This is a genomic window from Ferdinandcohnia sp. GQ5 (genome assembly GCF_059759275.1).
This window is the reverse complement of the sequence record NZ_JCAXEW010000001.1, coordinates 202,429-224,821: the sequence shown is the minus strand read 5'-3', so window position 1 is coordinate 224,821 and position 22,393 is coordinate 202,429. Positions and strand designations below refer to the sequence as shown.

The window sequence follows — 22,393 nt, the reverse complement described above, 5'->3', positions numbered from 1 at the left end:
ATTGTGTTTGTAGATGACTGAACATTCTGAAATCCAGGAGGCGCAATATGACTAAAGAGATAGTAACAACCGAGACTCAAGCGCTCATTGAAGAACTTGCTAAAAAGAATAAGGCTCCAAAAAATGTTGAACAATTTGGAATTGAGCCCATTCCAAAAGAGCTAAAAACAGTTAAGTGGTATGACTTATTTGCAATGTTCGCTGCATTCATCATTAATCCAGTCCACCTTGTAATCGCTGGTGCTGCTGTTACAGTCACAGGATTGTCATTTTGGGGAGCTGTTTGGGCACAGATTGTAGGTATAGCCTTTTCATTTACATTTTATTGTTTATATGCAATGACAGGAGTGAAAAATGGGCTAGCCGGTTCAGTTTCTACAAGATTTACATTAGGTATACATTTATCAAAGTATGGTCCTTCGATATTAAGAGCCATTTTATCTGTATTTTGGTTTGCATCGCAAACACTTGCTGGTGGTTTGGCAATCCAAGCATTGTTAAGAGAATTAACGGGAATCTCATATAATTTAATAGTGATCAGTTTTATTTTCGCTGTATTTCAAACTATAATCGCGATTGTAGGTTATGAATCATTAAAAATTACGACAAGAGTTGTATTCCCTTTAAAACTGCTTGGTATGGGATATATTATGTATTTGATCATGAGCTCGAGTATTCCTGAATTTCAATATAGCTATATAGTTAGCGTCGAGGCTCAAAGTCCAGGATGGGGAGCATTTGCATTATCTGCAAGTATTATGGCTGGAATATACTTTACTTTATTTACTGACGCTGCCGATTTAACGAGATATTCAAGAAGTAAAGTCGATGTATATGTTGGAGTTTTAGGTGGAGCTATTTTTAGTGTGGCATTTATTTCCTTCATCGGTGCCTATTCTGCAATTGCAATAGGAAACTGGAATATCTTCGATGCTGCTACTCAACTTAATCCAGCAACATTCATCATCATCTTTTTAATATTAATGGTTGTTCTAGATAATTGGACAATAAACATTCTAAATTTGTACACAGGTGGATTATGCTTAGTAAACTCTTTCCCGAAGTTAGGTAGATTTTGGTCAACAGTACTCTGTGGAGTAGTCGCTACAATTGCTTCTTGTTTTCCAGTTTTTATTGATAATGCTACACCAATCATGAATACATTCGGTATAATCTATTCACCTTTGGTTGGTGTAATACTTGCTGACTATGTATTGTTAAAACGAATGAAGATTAATGTAAACGCATTATACGATCCACATGGACAGTATAGGTTTAATTCAGGAATAAATTGGCTTGCAGTAGTTTGCGTTGCAATTGGTTCCTTTACGTTTGGACTATGGCCTGATGCAATGATTCCAAACGTAAGTAATGTATTATTCGTTATGGCGCTATATTGGATCTTAGTTAAAGCGGTTAGTCCAGTTTGGCCGGCGATTAAAATCGCTTCTAAACCATATGATAACTCAGTAGAGCAATCTACTCTAGATTTAAAATCAAGTTAATCATTCATTTTAACGGAATCATGAGTTTTTTTCTCATGGTTCCTTTTTCACTTACAATTAATACTAAAATAATAACCAAATTGAATACTACTACTAATAATTATTATCTATACATGTATAAAATATGGCACTTTACTTAATAACTGAAGATTAGAACGAAAGAGATGGGAGTGTCTAATTATTAAATTATTTTATAAATTATTTTGTACTGCATTTATAATTAGCTTATTCATTATGTTTTTAATTAACTTACAGCCGGAATCGGTAGATGCTAACGCAAACCAAAAACAAGTGCTTGCACAACTTAATCAACTTGTTCTCAATGAACCCAACCTCAAAGGTGCAATTGCTGGAATAAGTATTAGGTCAGCAAAAAGTGGAGAAATCTTATATCAACATGCTGGAGATGTTAGACTTCGACCTGCGTCCAATTTAAAACTAATTACAGCAGCAACGGCATTATCTGCTCTTGGTGAGAATTATCAGTTCTCAACTGAAGTTCTCACAGATGGGAAGCTTGAGGGTAATAAATTAACAGGTAATCTCTATTTGAAAGGGAAAGGAGATCCAACATTACTCCAACAAGATTTAGATTTACTTGCAAAGAAAATCAAGAAATCTGGAGTTGATGTGATTTTTGGAAATATTATCGCGGATGATTCTTGGTATGATGATGAGCGTTATTCAATTGATTTAACCTGGAGCGATGAGACTTATTATTATGGTTCAGCTGTTTCAGGGTTAACAGCCTCTCCGAATAAAGATTATGATTCAGGAACTTTAATTGTCGAGGTAGCACCTGGAAAGAAAGCGGGAACCAAAGCTGAAATTTCAGTCCAACCCACGAACAATTATGTCAAAATCATCAATAACACAAAAACGGTACAAAAAGAAGAGAAAAAAGACATCGATATCATTCGTGAACATGGAGAAAATGTGATTACGATTGATGGTACAATACCTGTCAATGCACAATCGGTACAAGAATGGATGACGGTGTGGGAACCTACAGGCTATACATTGGATTTGTTCAAGCATGCATTAGCGAAGAACGGAATCCATGTGATTGGAACAGATGGCCTTGCAAAAACTCCAGAAGATGCAGAACTACTTGCAATTGATCAATCCATTCCATTAAAAGAACTCCTCATTCCTTTTATGAAATTAAGTAATAATGGACACGGTGAAACACTCGTAAAAGAAATGGGACGTATTCGTAAAGGGGAAGGGAGTTGGGATAAAGGGATTGCTGTTGTAAAAGATGAGCTTCGAAAAATCGGAGTGGACCCAAGTAGTATGGTCATTAGAGATGGCTCAGGAATTTCACATGTTAATTTAGTGTCCGCCAACGACATATCCAAGTTGCTTTATCATGCTCAAAAGCAATCCTGGTTTCCTACTTACTTAGAAGCATTACCTGTAGCAGGCAATAGTGAACGACTTGTGGGTGGTTCATTACGTTATCGCATGAAAAATCCTGATATGGCCGGGAAGGTAAAAGCGAAAACTGGAACAATTCGAACCGTGAGTTCATTATCTGGGTATATTAAGACGAAGAGTGGGGAAGACCTTATCTTTTCTATTCTTTTAAACAATTTAATGAATAATGCGCATGGAAAGCCAATTGAAGATAAAGTCGTTACATTACTATACAACTATTAAGAGCAGGCCTCAATGGCCTGCTCATTACATTGTTTTATTCAGCTTTTCCAGCTTCGATTTCAATAGAAATTTTAATTTGGTCCCCAACAAGAACGCCACCTGTTTCAAGGGCAGCATTCCACACTAAACCATACTCGCTACGATTGATCTTTCCTGTTGCACTGAAACCTACTTTTTCGTTGCCCCATGGATCTTTGCCTGCACCTTCAAATACAACCTGGAACGTTTCAGATTCAGTAGTACCACGAATTGTTAAATCACCAGTAACATTGTATTCATCTTCATCCGTTTTTACGATAGAAGTAGATTTGAAAGTCATTTCTGGATGATTTTCTACATCAAAGAAATCAGCAGAACGAAGGTGGTTATCACGATCACCATTCTTTGTATTTACACTTGCAAGATCAACTTTGAATTCAATATTTGCTGATGTTAAGTCCGCAGGATTTGCCTCAATAGTAGCCTCAAAGCTCTCAAATGAACCTTTCACCTTTGCAATCATCATATGCTTTACTGAAAAATCAATACTACTGTGTGATGCGTCAACTGCCCATTTTGTGTTTGCCATATTAATATCCCCCAAAAAGTTATTTTAGAATCATAAATCTTAAATTCAAGATATATTACTTTAAGATAAATTATAATGTCCTATTTATATTCTGTCAATCAACAAAGTAGATATTTTTTTAAAAAAACCAATCGTTTTATATAAAGCATAATGCTATGAAAAGAAGGGGAATTTAAGAAAATAAATAAATGTTTCTTTCCAACGCTTGGAGGTACTAAAAATGCTTGCTGAGATTTTAATCCTGGTTCTTTTGATCTTATTAAATTCCTTTTTTGCAGCATCTGAAATGGCAATGGTCTCACTAAATGATAATAAAGTAAAATTGATGGCTGACAGTGGGGATAAGAAAGCTATTTTGTTACACAGACTACTATCGAACCCAAGTGGATTTTTAGCAACAATACAAATAGGTATTACATTAGCAGGTTTTTTAGCGAGTGCATTTGCTGCTGGAAGCTTTGCTACATATTTAACTAAATGGTTAATTGACCTTGAAGTCCCAATTGCACCAGCTCTTCTGGATACAATTTCAGTTGTAGTCATAACACTCATACTATCGTACTTTACATTAGTAATAGGAGAACTGGTACCAAAAAGGCTGGCGTTACAAAAAGCAGAGGAAATCTCATTAATTGCTGCTAGACCTTTAACGCTTTTATCCAAGATTACACTGCCCTTTGTTAAGCTATTAACGGTATCAACAAATGGAATTGTTCGATTATTTGGTGTCGATCCCAATGCAGAGGATGAAAATGTAACAGAAGAAGAAATTCGGATGATGGTCGATGTTGGTAAAGAAAGAGGGACTATTCAAGAATCAGAAAAAATTATGATCAACAATATTTTTGAGTTTGATAATAAAACAGTGTCGGACATCATGACACATCGTACGAATATTATAGGAATACCGCTTGATTATACATTGAAAGAAATTATTCACCTCGTAACAGTAGAAAAATACACACGTTTTCCTGTTTATGATGAGAGTATTGATCAGATAGTTGGAATTCTACATTCGAAAGAATTAATAAAGTTTGTTGATGACTGTGATGATGTATCGTTTAACTTAAAAGACCTGCTAAGAGATCCTTATTTTGTATTGGAATCCAAACACACGAATGAATTATTTAAGGAATTGCAAAAAAATAATATCCATATGGCCATTGTTATCGATGAATATGGTGGAACAGATGGGATTGTTACGATTGAGGATTTAATTGAAGAAATCGTCGGAAATATTTTTGACGAATATGACGATTATACAATTGAGGATGAAGAATACATTCAGCTAGATGATATGACATACTCCATGGCTGGGACGATTAACTTATATGAAGTAGAGGATATTCTAAAGGTTAATCTTCCAACAGATGAATATGATACCTTAAGCGGCTTTGTGATTGGCCAATTGGGATATATACCTTCAGGAGATACTTTCCCAGAGATTGAATACGAAAATCATACTTTTAAAGTTGATGCAATGGATGAGAAACGAATCATGAGAATAAAGGTTATTAACAATATTGCTACAGAAGATAAGGACAAAAAAGAAGAGTAAGAAAAAGGTGTTCCAATTAAATTTGGAACACCTTTTTTAAATAACACCCAGACTATCTAAAAATACAATGATAATTACAATTGGAACAACATAGCGAATTAAAAAGAACCAAACCTGTATCACAATAATCGGAAATTTGCTGCCCATTTGCAATTCTTTATAGAGTGCTTCTCGCGGAACTATAAATGACACGAAAATCGATATAAAAAAAGCCCCAATAGGTAAAAGAATGTTACTTACAAGAAAGTCAGCAAGATCAAAAATTGATTTTCCAAATAAACTAACATCGCTTAATACTCCGAAAGAAAGGGCAGATGGGACACCCAGTAAAAAGATTGCTATTCCTGCCATCCACGCAATGTTTTTTCGTTTCTGTTCGTTCTCCTTTGACAAGATTGCTACAATTAACTCAAGCATCGAAAAAGCGGACGTAAGAGTAGCAAATAAAAATAAAAGCAGGAATGCTAATAAAAATAAAATACCAAAAGGCATTTTTCCAAAGACAGTAGGTAACACATTAAATAAGAGTACAGGCCCAGCATCAGGCTCTAATCCAAAAGCAAAAACAGCTGGAAATATTGCTAACCCTGCCAATAGTGTAACGAGAATATTTAACCCCACAATCGAGAACGCTGACTGTACCATGTTTTCCTTCTTCGAAAGATAAGAGCTATAAGTTAACATTGTACAAGCCCCAACACTAAGAGCAAAAAAGGATTGACCAAGTGCAAAAAGAACAGTATCAGAAGTAAGTGATGAAATAGAAGGTTTTAAAATAAACAGGATTCCTTCAAGAGAACCTTCAAGCGTGATTGAACGAAAAATAATAACGATGAAAAGAATAAAAAGTGCAGGCATCATCCATTTACTCGCCTTCTCAATACCAGCCTGGACTCCTTTTGCAACTACAAGAATCGTAATTAACATAAATAATAGTTGTGCGAGCACAACTAGAAATGGATTTGCAATGGTTTCTCCAAAATACGCACCATACTCAGATTCCGTTAAACCATTTAATTTACCAATACTGCCACTTACCAAATAAATTAAAATCCAGCCACCAACAACACTATAAAAAGAAAGTAAAACCGCATTTGTAAAAAAACCTAATCGACCAACGATATGCCAGTTCGTTCGTGGTGCTAATTCTTTAAAAGATTGAATCGCATTTTTTTGAGTCTTTCTACCAATTACAAATTCAGCTAATAAAAGGGGTAAACCTATTAACAAAGTGAATATAAGAAAAATAATGAAAAAAATTCCACCACCGCTAGTACCTGCCACATAAGGAAATTTCCAAATCGCCCCTAATCCGATTGCAGATCCTGCTGCTGCTAAAATAAAGCTTAATTTTGATGACCATTGTGCCGTTTGCTTCAATCAAATACCTCCATTGCAACTCATATTATTATATTTTTTGTAACGTGAAATAAAATAAAACGTATTATCATAAGAAAACAAAATATCTTTTTACGCAATTAAAAAAAAATTATAAGCTGAAAGTGTAAAATCTTCAGAAAATAATTGACGGAAGGCGCCTAGAATGATAATATTACGATTAACCAATGGCATACATTAACGCTTTTTCGCTTTTATGCAGTAAAGTGAAAGTGTATGAAAATTACTATTCTAGTAAAGTAATAGCTTACTAGAAAATCAAAAAAGAGTAAAGAAATTTCGGGGGGATATGCAATGAAAGGTTCAACAAAAATGCTTGGAGTGGTATTAGCGGGCTTCCTTGCTTTAGCAGGATGCGGGAGTGAAGAGACCGATGGTACTTCAAAGGATACTACTGGCGGCAGCAGTGCAAAAGATCAAGTTGTAGTTGGTATTACACAATATGCACCACATACTTCTTTAGATGCTGCAACAGAAGGTTTCAAAAAAGCGTTAGAAGATGAAGGGTTTAAAGAAGGCGATAATTTAAAATTTGATTTCCAAAATGCGCAAGGTGAGCAAAGTAACACAGCAACAATTGCACAAAACCTTGTCGGTAGCAAAGTGGACTTAATCTTTGCAAACGCAACGCCTAGTGCAATGGCTGCACTAAATGCAACTAGTGAAATTCCTATCATTTTCACATCAGTAACAGACCCTGTTGGTGCTGGTTTAGTAGAAGCTTTTGATAAGCCAGGCGAAAATATTACGGGTACAACTGATAACCACCCAGATGCTACTAAAACAACAATTGACTTCATCACTGGTGAAATGGGAGCGAAAAAGATCGGAGTCATCTATAACTCTGGTGAACAAAACTCTGTTGTACAGGTTGAACAAGTGAAAGAATTTGCAGAACAAGGCGGTGCGGAATTAGTAGAAGTTTCTGTATCTACAACTGCTGAAGTGAATCAAGCTGCTCAAAGCTTAGTAGGACGTGTTGATGCAATCTATATTCCAACAGATAACACTGCAGTTCAAGCTTTAGATTCAATCATAGCTGTAGCTAATGAGGAAGATATTCCACTGTTCGTTGGTGAACTTGATTCAATGAAAGCTGGTGGTTTTGCCGCAAGTGGATTTGAATACTACGATATTGGATATCAATCTGGACTTATGGCTGCTGCCATTCTAAAAGGTGAGAAGAAGGCTTCTGAAATTCCAGTTGAACTTCCAAACAGTCTACAGCTTTTCATTAATAAAAAAGCAGCGGAAGAGCAAGGAATTGAAATTAAACCTGAATGGGAAGAATTGGCTGACATCTACGAAGGTGAATAAACAATGATGTTCAAAAAGTCCGGTGAAAATGACACATCGAATTTCTTCGTTGGCTTGTTTTTGCGTTCCTCACGTATCAACTACATACGTTCCGGTACTCAAAACTTCGCCGCCTCGAACTTCTTGGTCCTTTTCATCCTCCTTTTTGAACAGTACTTAAAGAAAGGATGATTCAACATGTTTACAGCATTATTTGGGGCATTTGAATCAGGAATCATCTATGCAATCATGGCAATTGGTGTTTACCTGTCCTTCCGTATACTAGATTTTCCAGACTTGACGGTCGACGGCAGCTTCGTTACAGGAGCTGCTGTTTCCGCCATTTTGATTACGAATGGAGTAAATCCTTTTATCGCAACACTTTTTGCCCTTGTTGCTGGATTTATTGCTGGTAGTATTACGGGATTACTACACACGGTAGGAAAAATTAATGCATTACTAGCTGGTATTTTGATGATGATTGCCCTTTATTCAGTCAATCTTCGAATTATGGGTAAATCAAATGTTTCATTATTAAATATAGATACAACTTTTACAAACGTATCTGATATATCTGCATCACTAGGATTAGATTCATTGTTTAATTCAATGTTAACAGCATTCGGTCTTGGAGATAGCCTACCAAAGACCTGGGGCATTTTATTATTTATGATTGTTGTTACACTTGTGATTAAGTTTTTAATTGATCTTTTCCTACGAACAGAAATCGGTCTTGCAGTGAGAGCTACTGGAGACAACAAAAAAATGATTTCCAGCTTTTCTGCTAATACAAACTTAATGACGATTCTTGGATTAGGTCTATCAAATGCGCTTGTAGCATTCTCAGGATCACTCATTGCACAACAAGGTGGTTTTGCCGATGTTGGAATGGGTATTGGGATGATTGTTATTGGTTTAGCATCCGTTATTATTGGTGAAGCCCTTTTTGGTGCCAAAACGATTGCACGAGCAACACTTGCAGTAATTGGTGGTGCTATTATTTATCGTATCGTTGTATCCTTAGCATTAAGAGTTGAGTTCCTACAACCTGGAGATATGAAATTGATTACTGCCATCATCGTAATCATTGCACTTGTCCTACCAAAAATTCTTGAAGGAACAAAAGAGAAGAGCAGACGAGCAAAACGACAACAACTTGTACGAATGAAAAACGTACCTTCAGAAAGCGAGGGTGAAGCAAGTGCTACACTTAAATCAAATTCATAAAATCTTTAATGAAGGTACACCCGACGAAAAGATCGCTTTGGATTGGACCAATCTACAGTTAAAAGAAGGCGATTTTGTAACTGTAATTGGTAGTAATGGTGCTGGTAAATCAACATTAATGAATGTAATATCGGGCGTGCTCATACCGGATGCTGGCTCAGTTAATATTGCTGGAAAGGATGTTACATTTTTACCAGAACATAAACGGGCTAAGCTTATTGGGCGTGTATTCCAGGATCCAATGGCAGGTACTGCGCCAAATATGACCATTGAAGAAAATCTTGCAATGGCATATTCACGAAATAAAACGCGGACCTTACGAAGAGGAGTAACAAAAAACCGCAAGGACTACTTTAGAGAGGTTCTCCAATCACTAAACCTTGGATTAGAAAATCGCTTATCTGCAAATGTGGGATTGTTATCAGGAGGGGAACGACAAGCATTATCGCTATTAATGGCTACCTTCACTGAACCGAAAATATTGTTGCTCGATGAGCACACAGCAGCACTTGATCCAACTCGTGCAGAGTTAATCACAAACTTAACCAAAGAAATCGTCGAAAAATACAATTTAACAACATTAATGGTCACACATAATATGCAGCAAGCTCTAGATTTAGGGAACCGTCTGATCATGATGGATAAAGGACAAATCATATTAGAGGTTAATGAACAGGAAAAAGCAAATTTAACAATTGATCAATTACTAAATGAGTTCCAACGAATCAGAGGCGCGAAAATGACAAATGATCGTGCATTACTTTCATAACGAACAAAAAAGCCCGCGAAGGAGCATAAACCTTTCGCGGGTTTTTGCATGTCCATAATAGAATTGAGTAAGCGTTTTGAAATAATATTACTACTATTTTTGTCGTTTTTTGAATATATTGATTTTTTAGATAATGGTATTGACAACGCTTACAATAGGCCATTAACATATAAATGAGCATTAAGGTTCAATACCACTAATAAAAATTGTATTGGAGGGATTAGCTTGAGTGCAATATGGTTAGCAGTGTTTGGTACTATTGTTTTTATTTTAGGCTATCGTTATTATTCAAAATTTGTTGCTGAAAAGATTTATCGCCTTGATCCAAATTTCGTTACACCTGCCCACGAGTTTAATGATGGTGTTGATTTTGTACCAACTAAGAAACATGTTTTATGGGGGCATCATTTCACTTCTGTTGCAGGTGCAGCACCTATAGTAGGTCCTGCAATAGCTGTTTATTGGGGCTGGGGACCTGCGTTATTATGGGTTGTGTTAGGGACTGTTTTTGCTGCAGGAGTACATGATTTTGGTACACTTGTCCTTTCAGTCCGAAACAAGGGGCAGTCTGTAGGTACACTTGCAGATAAATTGATCGGAAAAAAAGCAAAGCTCTTATTTTTATTTATCATTTTGATCTTGGTGTTGATGGTAAACGCTGTATTTGCATGGGTAATTTCAAATCTCTTTATCAAATTTCCGGCAAGTGTCATTCCTGTATTTATTGAAATACCACTTGCCATTTGGATTGGATATGCTGTCTACAGGAAAAAAGGAAGTATGTTACTGCCATCCATTGTGTCACTCATTATCATGTATGGTTCAGCCGTTCTAACAAGTAAGATTCCTGCATTACAAATTGATCTTGTAAGCTATTTTGGTGGAGCAGAAGCTACGACATTATTTGGTCTAAGCGGAGTTTCTATGGCATTCTTTGTTTGGATTGTTATCCTAATGGTATATTGTTATTTTGCTTCCACACTACCTGTGTGGAAATTACTTCAACCGAGAGACTATATCAACTCTCACCAACTCGTAATTGGGTTAGGAATAATGTATTTGGGGCTTGTATTTTTAAATCCAGATGTAACAGCTCCTATGATGAATCCGGATGCAACTGATAAATCATGGTTGCCACTCATGTTTATCACCATTGCCTGTGGTGCAATCTCTGGCTTCCATGGACTTGTATCTTCAGGTACATCATCAAAGCAATTAGATAAAGAGACTGATGCTCGCTTTGTAGGATATTTTGGTGCTGTAGGGGAAGGATTCCTTGCCTTAATATCAATCATTGCTTGTGTTACTTTGTTTGCAAATGCTGGAGACTTTAAAGCAGCATATAGTAGTTTTGCAGCAGCGAATTCTGGTGGACTAGGAAACTTTATTTCAGGTGGAGCACAGTTAGCTACGGGGATAGGTATTCCTGCCGATATTGCAGCCACGATTATTGCGATAATCGTTGTTAGCTTTGCTGCAACAACGTTGGACTCGTCTGTCCGTTTAATGAGATATATTATTGCAGAGCTAGGAGCTGAATATAAGCTTCCTACACTTCAAAAAGCACATATTGCTACAACAGTTGCTGTTGTTACGAGTGCCGCGTTAGTACTTTTACCGAAGGGACCTAACGGGTTTGGTTCTGGTGGATATGTATTATGGCCATTGTTTGGAACCTCTAACCAGCTATTGGCGGCTATTAGTTTAATGTTAATTTCTGTATGGTTAAAACGACTAGGTAGAAATTATTTAGTTACTCTTATCCCAATGCTTTTCCTGCTTGTCATGACCGTCTGGGCAATGGTCCAACAAGTTATATTTGACTGGGCAGGTGTAGGAGGTACCGATACCAATTTACTATTATTTATTCTCGGAAGTATCATTTTAATTTTTGCCGTATGGATTGTATTAATTGCATTTAAAGAATTAAGTAATAAGGATACACCACATAATATTGATTCAAAGATGTAGATACCCGTTTGAAAAAGGAACCCTTGATGTAGAGGGCTTCCTTTTTCACTTTATGTAAAGAAGGTGAAAGAATGAAGGGAATAGAAGCATTGAAGAGAATGCTCCAATTATATGATGAGATTCTTTCAGTAAATCATCGCACAGAAATTGCACGAGAGTTAAGAAATGAAGATGACCTTTTCTTACTTCTATGTTTATCTGAAACTCTCGGACTCCCAAACCCTGCTTTTTACTATACATTGGAGCTTTATCCTTATATGCTTGAAAAATTTCATGACTGGCATTTGCGAATGGGGATGGAGAAATCTCCGCTTACAGGCATTCGCTGTTGTTAAATGGAGGGAACAAAATGATTGGAGATAGAAAGATTGTATTTGTTGGTGGAAAAGGAGGAGTAGGAAAGTCAACGAGTGCTGCAGCATTAGCAATTTTACATGCCCAAAATGACCATAAAACCTTACTCATATCGACCGATCCTGCTCATAATGTCGGGGATATTTTTCACAAATCCTTGAAGAACCAAGCCCTTGAGGTATACCCGGGTATGGATGCAATTGAAATTGATCCTGAAATTGAATCTAGAAAATATATTAAAACCGTAAAAGAACATATACAGGGTGTAGTTAGTTCACACATGCAAGATGAGGTTAATCGGCAAATTGATGCTGCTAGTTCCTCCCCAGGGGCAGAAGAGGCGGCCCTATTTGATCGTATCGTTTCTATCATTCTCGATGAAGGTAGACACTATGATACAATAATTTTTGATACGGCACCTACTGGACACACAATTCGATTACTTACTCTTCCTGAATTAATGAGTGTTTGGATTGATGGAATGCTCGAGAGAAGAAAGAAGAGAAATGATACCTATACACAGTTGCTAAATGACGGCGAACCAATTGATGATCCTATTTATAAAGTGTTGCAGAGAAGGAAAGAACGCTTTAGTGCTGTAAGGGAAATCATTTTAAACAAAGGCATGACTGGGTTTATTTTCGTCCTTAATCCAGAGAGGTTGCCAATCATCGAAACAGCAAATTCATTAAGATTACTAGATAGGCATGATATAAGAGTCAATACACTGTTTATTAATAAATTCTTAGCGGAAAATATCGATGGGGAATTTCTGAAAAAACGCAAGAGTAATGAACAAGAATATATATCAAAAATTGAACAAGAATTTCCAACTCAACAAAAATTTTATATCCCTTTATTTGAAACAGATATAAACTCAGTTAAGTTGTTAGAGGATTTTGCAGAACATATTAAAAGAAAGTTCGCTACACAATCAAAATATGAATAAAAAAACGGCCGCTTGATAACGAAGCGGTCGTTTTTTATGCTGTAGATTGACTTCCACGAAAATGATTTTTCTCTTTTTCCAGTTCCATTGCAGACACGATATAAGCAAAGCCATTTAACATAAAGATGACAACATTCGATTGTACTCTTTCAGTTTCCCCTAAATACGTATTCATCAAGATAATACCAGAGTATAATATGACAAAGAATAATGCGATTTTATTAAGTAGCGTCATTTAACAACAACTCCTCTTCCAATGGGATATAATAATATTCTATTTATTCAAAGGATGTCCTATGTGTCAAATGTATAAGGTTCCCAAAAACACGATGAATGAGGACAATTTTTTCACCATTAAGGAAAGAATGTGTATAATAGGTACGGACTCAATTCAAATGGAAGGGTGGAAAATTTATGAATATTACTGGATATACGGTTGAAAAATTAAAGGATCCTACTGGGATTTTAGAAGGTGAGCGATACGAGTTCTTTCTAGACATTGAAGTACCAGAGGATGATGAATTATATTCTGAAAATGGAATTGAATTAAAAGTGATATATGCGGTTGACACAAATAGTGAGCGAATTGCCCAATATTATATTTATGAAAAAAGTACTCAAAAAGTGCTTGATTTTGAACTTGAGGAAGATGAAGAAACAATTGTGAAAGAATTTTGCAAAACACATTTAGAAGAAGAAAATGAATAAAAATGGCCAAAATTGTTTAATCTCTACGAATCTTTGTGTAAAATGAGAGAGTACATCATACATATTAAGCAATAAGGAGTAATGAATAAATGGAAAAAGTACTTGTATTTGGTCATAAGAATCCGGACACTGATACAATTTGTTCCGCAATCGCATATGCGGAATTAAAAAAGAATCTTGGTTTGAACGCTGAACCAGTTCGCTTAGGAGAAATAAACGGTGAGACTCAATATGCATTGGATTATTTTAAAGCAGAAGCACCTCGTTTAGTGGAGAATGTAGCAAATGAAGTTCAATCCGTAATTCTAGTTGACCATAATGAACGTCAACAAAGTGCCGACGGACTTGAAAATGTAAAAATCAAAGAAGTAATCGACCATCATCGTGTTGCAAATTTTGAAACTAGTGATCCATTATATTTCCGCGTAGAGCCTGTTGGTTGTACAGCTACAATCCTTAATAAGCTATATAAAGAAAATAATGTTGAGATTACAAAAGAAATTGCTGGTTTAATGCTCTCTGCAATCATTTCAGATTCACTCCTATTTAAATCACCAACTTGTACAGACGAAGATGTAAAAGCTGCGCGGGAACTAGCTGAGATTGCAGGTGTCGATGCTGATAACTACGGTCTTGAAATGTTAAAGGCTGGTGCTAATGTGAGTGACAAAACAGCCGAGCAATTAGTTTCCCTAGATTCTAAAGAATTTTCAATGAACGGTAACAAAGTTCAAATTGCACAGGTTAATGTTGTGGACCCTCAAGATGTTCTTTCAAGACAGAGTGAGCTAGAAGAAGTAATGAATCAACAAATCAATGATAACGGCCTTGATTTATTCTTACTTGTGATTACAGACATTCTAAACAATGATTCTGTAGGGCTTGCAGTGGGTGCAAAAACTGAAGCAGTTGAAAAAGCATTTAATGTTACACTTGATAACAAAACTGCCGAATTAAAAGGTGTTGTATCTCGTAAGAAACAAGTTGTTCCAGTACTTACAGAGAGCTTCAATAGCCTATAAAATCATAAAGCCCTAAAGAGTTTAGTGCCTCTTTAGGGCTTTAATTTTTAATAATCATCCGAAATTAATTGTCTATCTAAATAGGTTTCAATTAACTCACTTATCTGATATGAGACCTGAGGTAGATCATAGTTTTCGTACACATGCTCACAAGCAGACCTATAGTCCATTGTCTCACTATAGTGTTTCATATGGCGCTCAATGTCCTCAGGGCTATCCCCACGTTTTATCTGGCGTTCTAGTACAGTATCTCGATCAGCATAAACAAAGATACGAACTGCTTTATCTCCATACATCTCCTTCAAAAGATCTGCACCTTCAGGGTTTAACGTTAAATAAACTACCTTATGCTTCTTAAAAATATTTACAATATCAATTTCACGTATTCCATAAAAGTGTCCATCAATTTCAACACTCTCTAGAAATTCTTTTTGCTGCATCATTTGGCGAAAGGTTTCTTTACTTACAAAGTGGTAATCTTCTCCGTTGTTTTCAAAAGGGCGGGGGCTTCGAGTTGTGAATGAGGGAACAGTCTGCATATCAAATGCTGTTGCAACCATCTTTCCTAAAGTCTTTCTGCCAGAACCATCTGGGCCAGTATAAATGAAAATCCTCTCACTGTCTTTTAATCTGTACATAGGTTTCCTCCTTTTAAAAGAATTTTTTAGAATGAATATTAGTTTAAATATTCTGTTTTTTAAGTATAGCATAAAAAATGTTTTTTAGCCCAAAATTGAATGTTAATTTTTTGTGTATTTTAAATTTTTGTACATGGTATATGACATTTATCATGTATTTCACATGACACCTATGTCTAGTGCAAATCTTTATTCTTTTGTAACATTGGAAATGTAGAAAACTGTTGGCGATTTGTCAGCAATTTCCTCATTAAATTTAAAAATCTGATTAAAATATGAAATGAGAATTTAGAAAGGAAAGGATTAAATGAACAAATTAGATCAAAGAAGCTTACGTAAACAAGTGGCACCATTTGAAAAATCAAACCTAAAGGCAAGTGTATTGCAACTTTGTAATACCTTAATACCTTATCTTGGATTATGGGTTCTTGCCTATTATTCATTAAACATTTCTTATCTATTGACACTTGTAATTGGCGTAGTTGCAGCGGGGTTTCTTGTCCGAATTTTTATCATTTTCCATGACTGTTGTCATCACTCTTTCTTTAAAAATCGCACAGCAAATAAAATCGTTGGTACGATTACTGGGATATTAACATTATTCCCTTATAGTAAATGGGGGCATGACCATTCTGTCCACCATGCAACAAGCTCAAATCTTGACAAACGTGGTACCGGAGACATTTGGGTTATGACAGTTGAAGAGTATTTGGAAGCATCTGCTTGGAAGCGTCTGTGCTACAGAGTTTACCGAAATCCATTTGTGATGTTTATTTTAGGGCCAATCTTTGTATTCCTAATTGAAAATCGTTTTAACAGAAAAAAAGCAAAAAAGAAGGAACGTTGGAACACGTATATTACAAATTTAGGAATCATTACACTCGCTGTAATAGTAAGTCTGATAATTGGTTGGCAGGCATTTTTAATCGTTCAAGGAACTATTTTTATGGTTTCAGGGATTGCAGGTGTTTGGTTATTTTATGTTCAACATACATTTGAAGATTCCTATTTCGAAGAAGATGAGCATTGGGAGTATGTAAAAGCTGCAGTTGAAGGAAGCTCTTTTTATAAGCTACCAAAGCCATTACAATGGATAACAGGCAATATCGGGTATCACCATGTGCATCATTTAAGCCCACGAGTACCGAATTACAAACTAGAAGAGGTACACAATCAAACTGAACCACTTCAAAAGGTACCAACCATCACTTTAAAAACAAGCTTAAAATCACTTAAATTCCGTTTGTGGGATGAAGAAGAAAAAGTGTTTGTAGGCTATGGAAAAATTAAAGAAATGGTTGCCGAACAAAAAGAGATTAAAAAGATTCCCAGCTTAGAAAAATAAGCTGGGTTTTCCTATTAACTTTATTCAGCGAGTATGCTACTTCATCATTATGCTGTAGTATGATTTATTAACATCTAAACAATTCAGTGGGAAAAACCCGGATGAATAAAGTAAAAGCCTCCGGCGGATGCCACGATTTTTCAGATGTAATTTTTCGAGCTTGCTCGAAAAAAATCGGGCTCAAATACGCCATGGGCGCATTTGATTATGCTATGATAAGATACAAAATAATCTTGAACTAAATGAGGGTAAGTTCTATGAAGAAATACTCACTTTTTCAAAAATGGTCAGGAGTTTCACCTTATATTTGGGCAGTAATTAGCATCCTGCCGTTTTATTTTATCTTTCAATCGTCATCGACGCCGGAAATAATTACTGGCATCATTCTAACGGTCATCTTTTTCATTTCACTCAGATTTGCCTTTATCTCAAGAAAATGGCCCGTATATCTTTGGACGTCAATCCTAATCGGGATTTCATTAACCATGTCAATTCTCTTTGCATTTATTTATTTTGCTTTTTATATTGCATATTACAATGGACACATCAAGAACCGCGTAGCCTTTTTAACGTTGTACATCATACACCTTGTGGCTACAACATTTTCTATAAATTACAATCTCGTATTACAAGACGAAGTGTTTCTTTCCCAATTACCATTCGTTATTATCATTTGGATCAGCGTAATTCTATTACCATTTAATATTTATAACAAAAAGAAACAAGAGAAGCTCGAGGAACAACTAGAGGATGCAAATAAACGCATTGCGGAACTTGTCAAACAAGAAGAACGTCAACGGATTGCCAGGGACCTTCATGACACATTAGGACAAAAGCTTTCAATGATTGGCTTAAAAAGTGATTTGGCTAGAAAACTCATTCATAAAGACCCAGAAAAAGCTCGTCATGAATTAAAAGATGTGCAACAAACAGCACGAACAGCTTTGAATGAAGTTCGAAAAATGGTCTCACAAATGCGTGGTATCCGTATTAATGAAGAAATTGTTCGAGTTCAACAAATATTAAAAGCTGCAGGGATAGAATTTGAGTATATACAGGACAACTCTCTGAAAGATGTTTCACTATTTTACGAGAACATCATCAGCATGTTGATTAAAGAGGGCATCAACAATGTTGTCAAACATAGTAAAGCAAGTCACTGTAAAATTGAAATAGCCCAGATTGAAGATGAAATCACTGTCATGATCGAAGACAATGGGATTGGTAAGAATCCTACTAAAGATATGGTTGGTGGTCATGGACTTCAAGGGATGCGAGAACGTTTAGAGTTTGTAAATGGTAGCCTTGAAATCCAGTCAACTGATGGCACAACATTGATTATTAAAATTCCAAATGTACGAAAACAGGTCGAAGTGGAGGGACTTTTATGATACGAATCATAATTGCTGAAGATCAACGAATGGTTCTTGGGGCGCTTGGTTCACTTTTAAACTTAGAGGACGATATGGAAGTTGTTGGAATGGCAAGTAATGGACAAGAGGCGATTACCCTGGCGAAGGAGCTCAAGCCAGATATATGCATGATGGATATTGAAATGCCGCTAAAAACCGGTCTTGAAGCTGCTGAAGAATTAAAGGAAACGGATTGTAAGGTTATTATATTAACTACCTTTGCGCGTACTGGGTATTTCCAACGTGCATTAAGGGCTGGTGTGAAAGGGTACCTCCTTAAAGATAGTCCCAGTGATGAATTGGCAGATTCGATTCGTAGTGTGATGAGTGGAAAACGTGTCTATGCTCCTGAATTAATGGATGATTTATATGCAGACGAAAATCCATTAACAGAGCGTGAACGAGAGGTTCTAGAGCTTGTGGCCGACGGTAAAAATACAAAAGAGATTGCCGATGAACTTAGCATTAAAACAGGTACTGTCCGAAATTATATTTCTACTATCTTGGATAAGCTCGAAGTCAAAAATCGTATCGAAGCCATCACTCAATCGAAAGAAAAAGGCTGGTTTAAATAAAAATGACGTGTCTTTTGTGAAAATTTAATTGAAAAAAGGTTGGAGTAGGACTAAAATAAGGTTGCAATACATTTCGTTTAGGGTGGAATGAATATGGGAAACCTCGGTTTCGGAGAATTAGTATTAATCATCTTTTTTGCATTACTTGTATTCGGACCTAAGAAACTACCTGAGCTTGGCAAAGCTGCGGGCATAACACTTCGCGAATTTAAAAAAGCAACAAAAGGCATACTTGATGATGACGATGTTGAAACAAAATCAAAATAAGAAACATGCAAATGAGAGGTATTAGCCTCTCATTTTTATATGGGTAAAATTCACTAGTTTGTGTAATCATCCTCCTCAACCATAACATATAATATCCATAGTTTGGAACAAGGAGGAACACAAGTGAATATGAAGGGCATTGACAAGCCACAGAAAAAGCGGAGACTTAATTTTTTGTTTTTTATTGTGGATGAGCAGCGTTTCCCAACCGTTTATGAGGATGAGAAACTTAAAAAATGGTGTGAAGAAAATCTGATAACCCAAAATTTATTACGAAAGAATGGGTTAGAATTCTTGAATCACTATATAGGAAGTACTGCTTGTTCTCCAAGTAGAGCCACCCTCTATACAGGACAATATCCATCCTTACACGGACTGACGAAAACGATTGGAGGAGCGGCTGAAAGTTTTGAACCAGATGTCTTTTGGCTTGACCCCAATGCTGTCCCTACATTTGGTGATTATTTTCGAAATGCTGGATATAAAACCTTTTGGAAAGGAAAGTGGCATACAAGTGTTGCAGATATTTTAATACCTGGTACACACTCTTCTCTGCAAAGCTATAATCCTTCCACGGGAGTACCAGACCATAAATTAGAACAACTCTATCTGGATGCGAATCGTCTAGATGACTTTGGATTTTCCGGTTGGCTTGGGCCGGAGCCACATGGTTCAGACCCTCGTAACTCAGCATCTTCTGCAGCAATCGGTACAAAAGGTCGTGATGAGGTTTATGCAAGGGAAGTTGTTGAACTCATTCAATCACTTGAACAGGAAGCAAGTGAAGAGCCATGGCTAATTGTTTCTTCATTTTTGAATCCACACGATATCACATTATATGGAGAACTCACTGCACATTCACCTTTATTTAATTTTGAACTAGACCCAACTCTTCCGCATATTCCACAAGCGCCTACAGCAAATGAATCGCTCGATACTAAACCTACTGCCCAAAAAAGCTATCGTGAAACCTATCCAAAGACATTCCAGCCAACGAGAGATAGTCTTTTTTACCGAAAATTGTATTACTCCCTTCAGAAACAAGTAGATTCGGAGATGGCAAAAGTTTACGATGCTCTAAGGCATTCAAGCTTTTATGAGGATACCGTTGTCATCTTCACCTCTGATCATGGCGACATGCTAGGTGCACATGGCGGATTGTTTCAAAAATGGTATAACACGTATGAAGAATCTATTCATGTTCCATTTATCATTCATAATCCTATACTTTTTCCTGAAAGTAAAACAACCACCATGCTAACAAGTCATGTTGATATTCTTCCAACATTATTAGGTTTAGCTGATATTGATGTAAATAAAACACAGAGGGAACTAAAAAAGAATCATTCAGAGGTACATTCCCTTGTTGGACGTGACTTAAGCCCTTTAGTTAAGGGGAACTCACAGTTTTTGCGAGCAAATGAGCCGTTATATTTTATGACAGATGACGATGTTACACGGGGACTTAACCAAATAACCTTTGCTGGCAAACCCTATGAATCTGTTACTCAACCAAACCATATTGAAGCAGTGGTTGCCTATATGGCAACGGGTTCACATCGAGAAAACGAACTTTGGAAATTTACCAGGTATTTTGACAATCCGCAATTTTGGAGTAATCCTGGGGTTGAAGACAAACAGACAACAGTAGAGAGTGAGGTTGCAGCAGGGGAAGACGTGACAATTACTGTGTCAAAAGTAACAACAAAAACCGAACCACTTCCTGACCAATTCGAACTTTACAACCTGACGAAAGATCCATTGGAACAAATAAATCTTGCACATCCGCAGAATGCAACAATTGAATCAAAACTTGTGCAATCACTGCTTTTAAACCTATTAAATGAGCAGCGTAAACAAAAGCGTCTTACACCTACACATAAATAAATGAAAAGGTTCTCTCCTTATTAGCAATCTATGGTAAAATGTAGAAAACTATATTTGGAGGGGACTTTTTGGATAAAAGTAAACTCTTATTTTGTATTTTATTCGTATTTTTTTTCTTTCTTTATATTAAAAGTATACAGTTTGTATTAACTATTTTGCCATTGGGTGTCCATGGTCTACATAATGTCGCATTTTTATTCTTTGGACCATTGATTCTTCTTGTTTTTTCTATCATTTCTGCACAAAAACTTACTAAATTCTTTATTCCTAAATAAACCAGACTTTCATTTTTTCTATAAATAAAAGCCTTTACATTTGAAAAATCATTTAACGTGTGAGAAACTGTGAAAGGGTAAATTTTTCTCAAACGAGGAGGAGCTATATGGTCAAAAGTCTTCAGGATACAACAACATTACATAATGGAGTAAAAATGCCATGGTTTGGCCTAGGGGTTTTTAAGGTACAAGAAGGGCAAGAGGTTATTGACTCTGTCAAATGGGCAATTAAGCATGGCTATAAAAGCATTGACACTGCAGCTGTTTATAAAAATGAAGAAGGTGTTGGACAAGCAATTCGTGAATCTGGTATTAACAGAGAAGAATTATTTGTTACTTCAAAGGTTTGGAACAGCGACCAAGGATATGAATCTACACTGCAAGCTTACGAAACAAGCCTACAAAAATTAGGTCTAGACTACTTAGACTTATATCTAATTCACTGGCCAGGAAAAGACAAGTATATTGAAACATGGCATGCCTTAGAAAAGCTATATAAAGAAGGGCGTGTACGTGCAATTGGTGTTAGCAATTTCCAAGTACATCATCTTGAAAATCTTATGAAAAATTCAGAGATTACGCCAATGGTGAATCAAGTTGAATACCATCCACACCTAACACAAACGGAATTGCATGAATTCTGTAAAAAGGAAGGTATTCAGTTAGAAGCTTGGTCTCCACTAAAACGAGGAGAACTACTGAATGATCCAACATTGTTAGAAATCAGTCAAAAACACAATAAGTCAGTAGCACAAGTCATTTTACGCTGGGACCTTCAAAACGGTGTTGTTACGATTCCAAAATCAATTAAAGAGCACCGCATACAAGAAAATGCAGATGTTTTTGATTTTGAACTTTCACATGAAGATATGGAAAAAATAAGCGCGCTCAACAAAAATGATCGTATAGGCTCACATCCTGACGAAATGACAACCGGATTTGAGTGATTTGATAGAAAGCCACACTGATTTTACTGTGTGGCTTTTATTCATACAACTTATATTATC

Annotated in this window: 21 protein-coding genes; 17 read left to right on the top strand and 4 right to left on the bottom strand. The window is 36.2% G+C overall.

Annotated elements, in window-relative coordinates; genetic code table 11:
• Positions 1–47 precede the first annotated feature (47 nt).
• Together AC6CHV_RS01065 and dacB are read left to right on the top strand one after the other, a co-directional pair.
• Positions 48–1,505, top strand: coding sequence for a cytosine permease (locus AC6CHV_RS01065; RefSeq protein ID WP_498077907.1), 1,458 nt, complete (start codon positions 48–50; stop codon positions 1,503–1,505).
• A 180-nt stretch (positions 1,506–1,685) separates the two neighbouring features.
• The gene (gene dacB, locus AC6CHV_RS01060) at positions 1,686–3,167 is read left to right on the top strand and encodes a D-alanyl-D-alanine carboxypeptidase/D-alanyl-D-alanine endopeptidase (RefSeq protein WP_498077969.1); all 1,482 of its coding nucleotides are present in this window, start codon (positions 1,686–1,688) and stop codon (positions 3,165–3,167) included.
• A gap of 34 nt (positions 3,168–3,201) precedes the next feature.
• Here the strand turns inward: dacB and AC6CHV_RS01055 are convergent, their stop codons facing one another.
• Positions 3,202–3,735 (bottom strand): YceI family protein, encoded by a 534-nt coding sequence (locus tag AC6CHV_RS01055; protein ID WP_498077906.1) that lies wholly within the window; start codon positions 3,733–3,735, stop codon positions 3,202–3,204.
• A gap of 220 nt (positions 3,736–3,955) precedes the next feature.
• On the opposite strand from AC6CHV_RS01055, the gene AC6CHV_RS01050 reads away from it, so the two are divergent.
• On the top strand, positions 3,956–5,293 hold the full coding sequence (locus AC6CHV_RS01050) for a CNNM domain-containing protein (RefSeq protein WP_498077905.1): 1,338 nt from the start codon (positions 3,956–3,958) through the stop codon (positions 5,291–5,293).
• A gap of 36 nt (positions 5,294–5,329) precedes the next feature.
• On the opposite strand, the gene AC6CHV_RS01045 is transcribed toward AC6CHV_RS01050, so the two are convergent.
• Complete coding sequence (locus AC6CHV_RS01045) at positions 5,330–6,673, bottom strand: sodium-dependent transporter (RefSeq protein ID WP_498077904.1); 1,344 nt, start codon at positions 6,671–6,673, stop codon at positions 5,330–5,332.
• 312 nt (positions 6,674–6,985) lie between these two features.
• Between AC6CHV_RS01045 and AC6CHV_RS01040 the strand changes: the two genes are divergently transcribed.
• The 6 genes from AC6CHV_RS01040 to AC6CHV_RS01015 all read left to right on the top strand — a co-directional run bounded on the left by AC6CHV_RS01040 (position 6,986) and on the right by AC6CHV_RS01015 (position 13,257).
• Entirely contained in the window at positions 6,986–8,008 is a 1,023-nt protein-coding gene (locus AC6CHV_RS01040; RefSeq protein WP_498077903.1) for an ABC transporter substrate binding protein, read from the top strand.
• A gap of 177 nt (positions 8,009–8,185) precedes the next feature.
• Positions 8,186–9,214 (top strand): ABC transporter permease, encoded by a 1,029-nt coding sequence (locus AC6CHV_RS01035; RefSeq protein WP_341331671.1) that lies wholly within the window; start codon positions 8,186–8,188, stop codon positions 9,212–9,214.
• Entirely contained in the window at positions 9,189–9,983 is a 795-nt protein-coding gene (locus AC6CHV_RS01030) for an ATP-binding cassette domain-containing protein (protein WP_498077902.1), read from the top strand. Before AC6CHV_RS01035 ends, AC6CHV_RS01030 begins: the two co-directional genes overlap by 26 nt.
• Positions 9,984–10,208: 225 nt before the next feature.
• The gene (locus AC6CHV_RS01025) at positions 10,209–11,954 is read left to right on the top strand and encodes a carbon starvation CstA family protein (protein WP_341331673.1); all 1,746 of its coding nucleotides are present in this window, start codon (positions 10,209–10,211) and stop codon (positions 11,952–11,954) included.
• Between the two features lie 71 nt (positions 11,955–12,025).
• A complete protein-coding gene (locus tag AC6CHV_RS01020) occupies positions 12,026–12,289 on the top strand; it encodes a cory-CC-star protein (RefSeq protein WP_341331674.1) in 264 nt (87 codons plus the stop codon).
• A 14-nt stretch (positions 12,290–12,303) separates the two neighbouring features.
• Positions 12,304–13,257, top strand: coding sequence for a TRC40/GET3/ArsA family transport-energizing ATPase (locus AC6CHV_RS01015; protein ID WP_498077901.1), 954 nt, complete (start codon positions 12,304–12,306; stop codon positions 13,255–13,257).
• 34 nt (positions 13,258–13,291) lie between these two features.
• On the opposite strand, the gene AC6CHV_RS01010 is transcribed toward AC6CHV_RS01015, so the two are convergent.
• A complete protein-coding gene (locus tag AC6CHV_RS01010) occupies positions 13,292–13,492 on the bottom strand; it encodes a hypothetical protein (protein WP_121448684.1) in 201 nt (66 codons plus the stop codon).
• A gap of 179 nt (positions 13,493–13,671) precedes the next feature.
• On the opposite strand from AC6CHV_RS01010, the gene AC6CHV_RS01005 reads away from it, so the two are divergent.
• Positions 13,672–13,965, top strand: coding sequence for a DUF6509 family protein (locus tag AC6CHV_RS01005; protein WP_498077900.1), 294 nt, complete (start codon positions 13,672–13,674; stop codon positions 13,963–13,965).
• 89 nt (positions 13,966–14,054) lie between these two features.
• The gene (locus tag AC6CHV_RS01000; RefSeq protein ID WP_341331676.1) at positions 14,055–14,987 is read left to right on the top strand and encodes a manganese-dependent inorganic pyrophosphatase; all 933 of its coding nucleotides are present in this window, start codon (positions 14,055–14,057) and stop codon (positions 14,985–14,987) included.
• Between the two features lie 47 nt (positions 14,988–15,034).
• Here AC6CHV_RS01000 and AC6CHV_RS00995 read toward each other — a convergent pair whose 3' ends face one another.
• Complete coding sequence (locus tag AC6CHV_RS00995) at positions 15,035–15,625, bottom strand: guanylate kinase (RefSeq protein ID WP_498077899.1); 591 nt, start codon at positions 15,623–15,625, stop codon at positions 15,035–15,037.
• A 307-nt stretch (positions 15,626–15,932) separates the two neighbouring features.
• Here AC6CHV_RS00995 and desA point away from each other — a divergent pair, with 307 nt between their 5' ends.
• The 6 genes from desA (at position 15,933) to pgoN (ending at position 22,333) form a co-directional block, all read left to right on the top strand.
• A complete protein-coding gene (gene desA, locus AC6CHV_RS00990) occupies positions 15,933–16,970 on the top strand; it encodes a Delta(5) desaturase DesA (protein WP_341331678.1) in 1,038 nt (345 codons plus the stop codon).
• Between the two features lie 257 nt (positions 16,971–17,227).
• On the top strand, positions 17,228–18,361 hold the full coding sequence (locus AC6CHV_RS00985) for a histidine kinase (RefSeq protein WP_498077898.1): 1,134 nt from the start codon (positions 17,228–17,230) through the stop codon (positions 18,359–18,361).
• On the top strand, positions 18,358–18,957 hold the full coding sequence (locus AC6CHV_RS00980) for a response regulator (RefSeq protein ID WP_341331680.1): 600 nt from the start codon (positions 18,358–18,360) through the stop codon (positions 18,955–18,957). Before AC6CHV_RS00985 ends, AC6CHV_RS00980 begins: the two co-directional genes overlap by 4 nt.
• A gap of 93 nt (positions 18,958–19,050) precedes the next feature.
• Complete coding sequence (locus AC6CHV_RS00975; protein ID WP_498077897.1) at positions 19,051–19,224, top strand: twin-arginine translocase TatA/TatE family subunit; 174 nt, start codon at positions 19,051–19,053, stop codon at positions 19,222–19,224.
• Between the two features lie 129 nt (positions 19,225–19,353).
• Positions 19,354–21,111, top strand: a complete 1,758-nt coding sequence (locus tag AC6CHV_RS00970; RefSeq protein WP_498077968.1) for a sulfatase-like hydrolase/transferase — start codon at positions 19,354–19,356, stop codon at positions 21,109–21,111.
• A gap of 382 nt (positions 21,112–21,493) precedes the next feature.
• Positions 21,494–22,333, top strand: coding sequence for a glyoxal/methylglyoxal reductase (gene pgoN, locus AC6CHV_RS00965; protein ID WP_498077896.1), 840 nt, complete (start codon positions 21,494–21,496; stop codon positions 22,331–22,333).
• Positions 22,334–22,393 lie beyond the last annotated feature (60 nt).

Bases quoted from the DNA above. Each gene is read 5' to 3' on its own strand.
- AC6CHV_RS01065 (WP_498077907.1), top strand. From the start codon at position 48: ATGACTAAAGAGATAGTAACAACCGAGACTCAAGCGCTCATTGAAGAA.
- AC6CHV_RS01055 (WP_498077906.1), bottom strand. From the start codon at position 3,735: ATGGCAAACACAAAATGGGCAGTTGACGCATCACACAGTAGTATTGAT.
- AC6CHV_RS01050 (WP_498077905.1), top strand. From the start codon at position 3,956: ATGCTTGCTGAGATTTTAATCCTGGTTCTTTTGATCTTATTAAATTCC.
- AC6CHV_RS01040 (WP_498077903.1), top strand. From the start codon at position 6,986: ATGAAAGGTTCAACAAAAATGCTTGGAGTGGTATTAGCGGGCTTCCTT.
- AC6CHV_RS01035 (WP_341331671.1), top strand. From the start codon at position 8,186: ATGTTTACAGCATTATTTGGGGCATTTGAATCAGGAATCATCTATGCA.
- AC6CHV_RS01020 (WP_341331674.1), top strand. From the start codon at position 12,026: ATGAAGGGAATAGAAGCATTGAAGAGAATGCTCCAATTATATGATGAG.
- AC6CHV_RS01015 (WP_498077901.1), top strand. From the start codon at position 12,304: ATGATTGGAGATAGAAAGATTGTATTTGTTGGTGGAAAAGGAGGAGTA.
- AC6CHV_RS01010 (WP_121448684.1), bottom strand. From the start codon at position 13,492: ATGACGCTACTTAATAAAATCGCATTATTCTTTGTCATATTATACTCT.
- AC6CHV_RS01005 (WP_498077900.1), top strand. From the start codon at position 13,672: ATGAATATTACTGGATATACGGTTGAAAAATTAAAGGATCCTACTGGG.
- AC6CHV_RS01000 (WP_341331676.1), top strand. From the start codon at position 14,055: ATGGAAAAAGTACTTGTATTTGGTCATAAGAATCCGGACACTGATACA.
- AC6CHV_RS00995 (WP_498077899.1), bottom strand. From the start codon at position 15,625: ATGTACAGATTAAAAGACAGTGAGAGGATTTTCATTTATACTGGCCCA.
- desA (WP_341331678.1), top strand. From the start codon at position 15,933: ATGAACAAATTAGATCAAAGAAGCTTACGTAAACAAGTGGCACCATTT.
- AC6CHV_RS00985 (WP_498077898.1), top strand. From the start codon at position 17,228: ATGAAGAAATACTCACTTTTTCAAAAATGGTCAGGAGTTTCACCTTAT.
- AC6CHV_RS00980 (WP_341331680.1), top strand. From the start codon at position 18,358: ATGATACGAATCATAATTGCTGAAGATCAACGAATGGTTCTTGGGGCG.
- AC6CHV_RS00975 (WP_498077897.1), top strand. From the start codon at position 19,051: ATGGGAAACCTCGGTTTCGGAGAATTAGTATTAATCATCTTTTTTGCA.
- AC6CHV_RS00970 (WP_498077968.1), top strand. From the start codon at position 19,354: ATGAAGGGCATTGACAAGCCACAGAAAAAGCGGAGACTTAATTTTTTG.
- pgoN (WP_498077896.1), top strand. From the start codon at position 21,494: ATGGTCAAAAGTCTTCAGGATACAACAACATTACATAATGGAGTAAAA.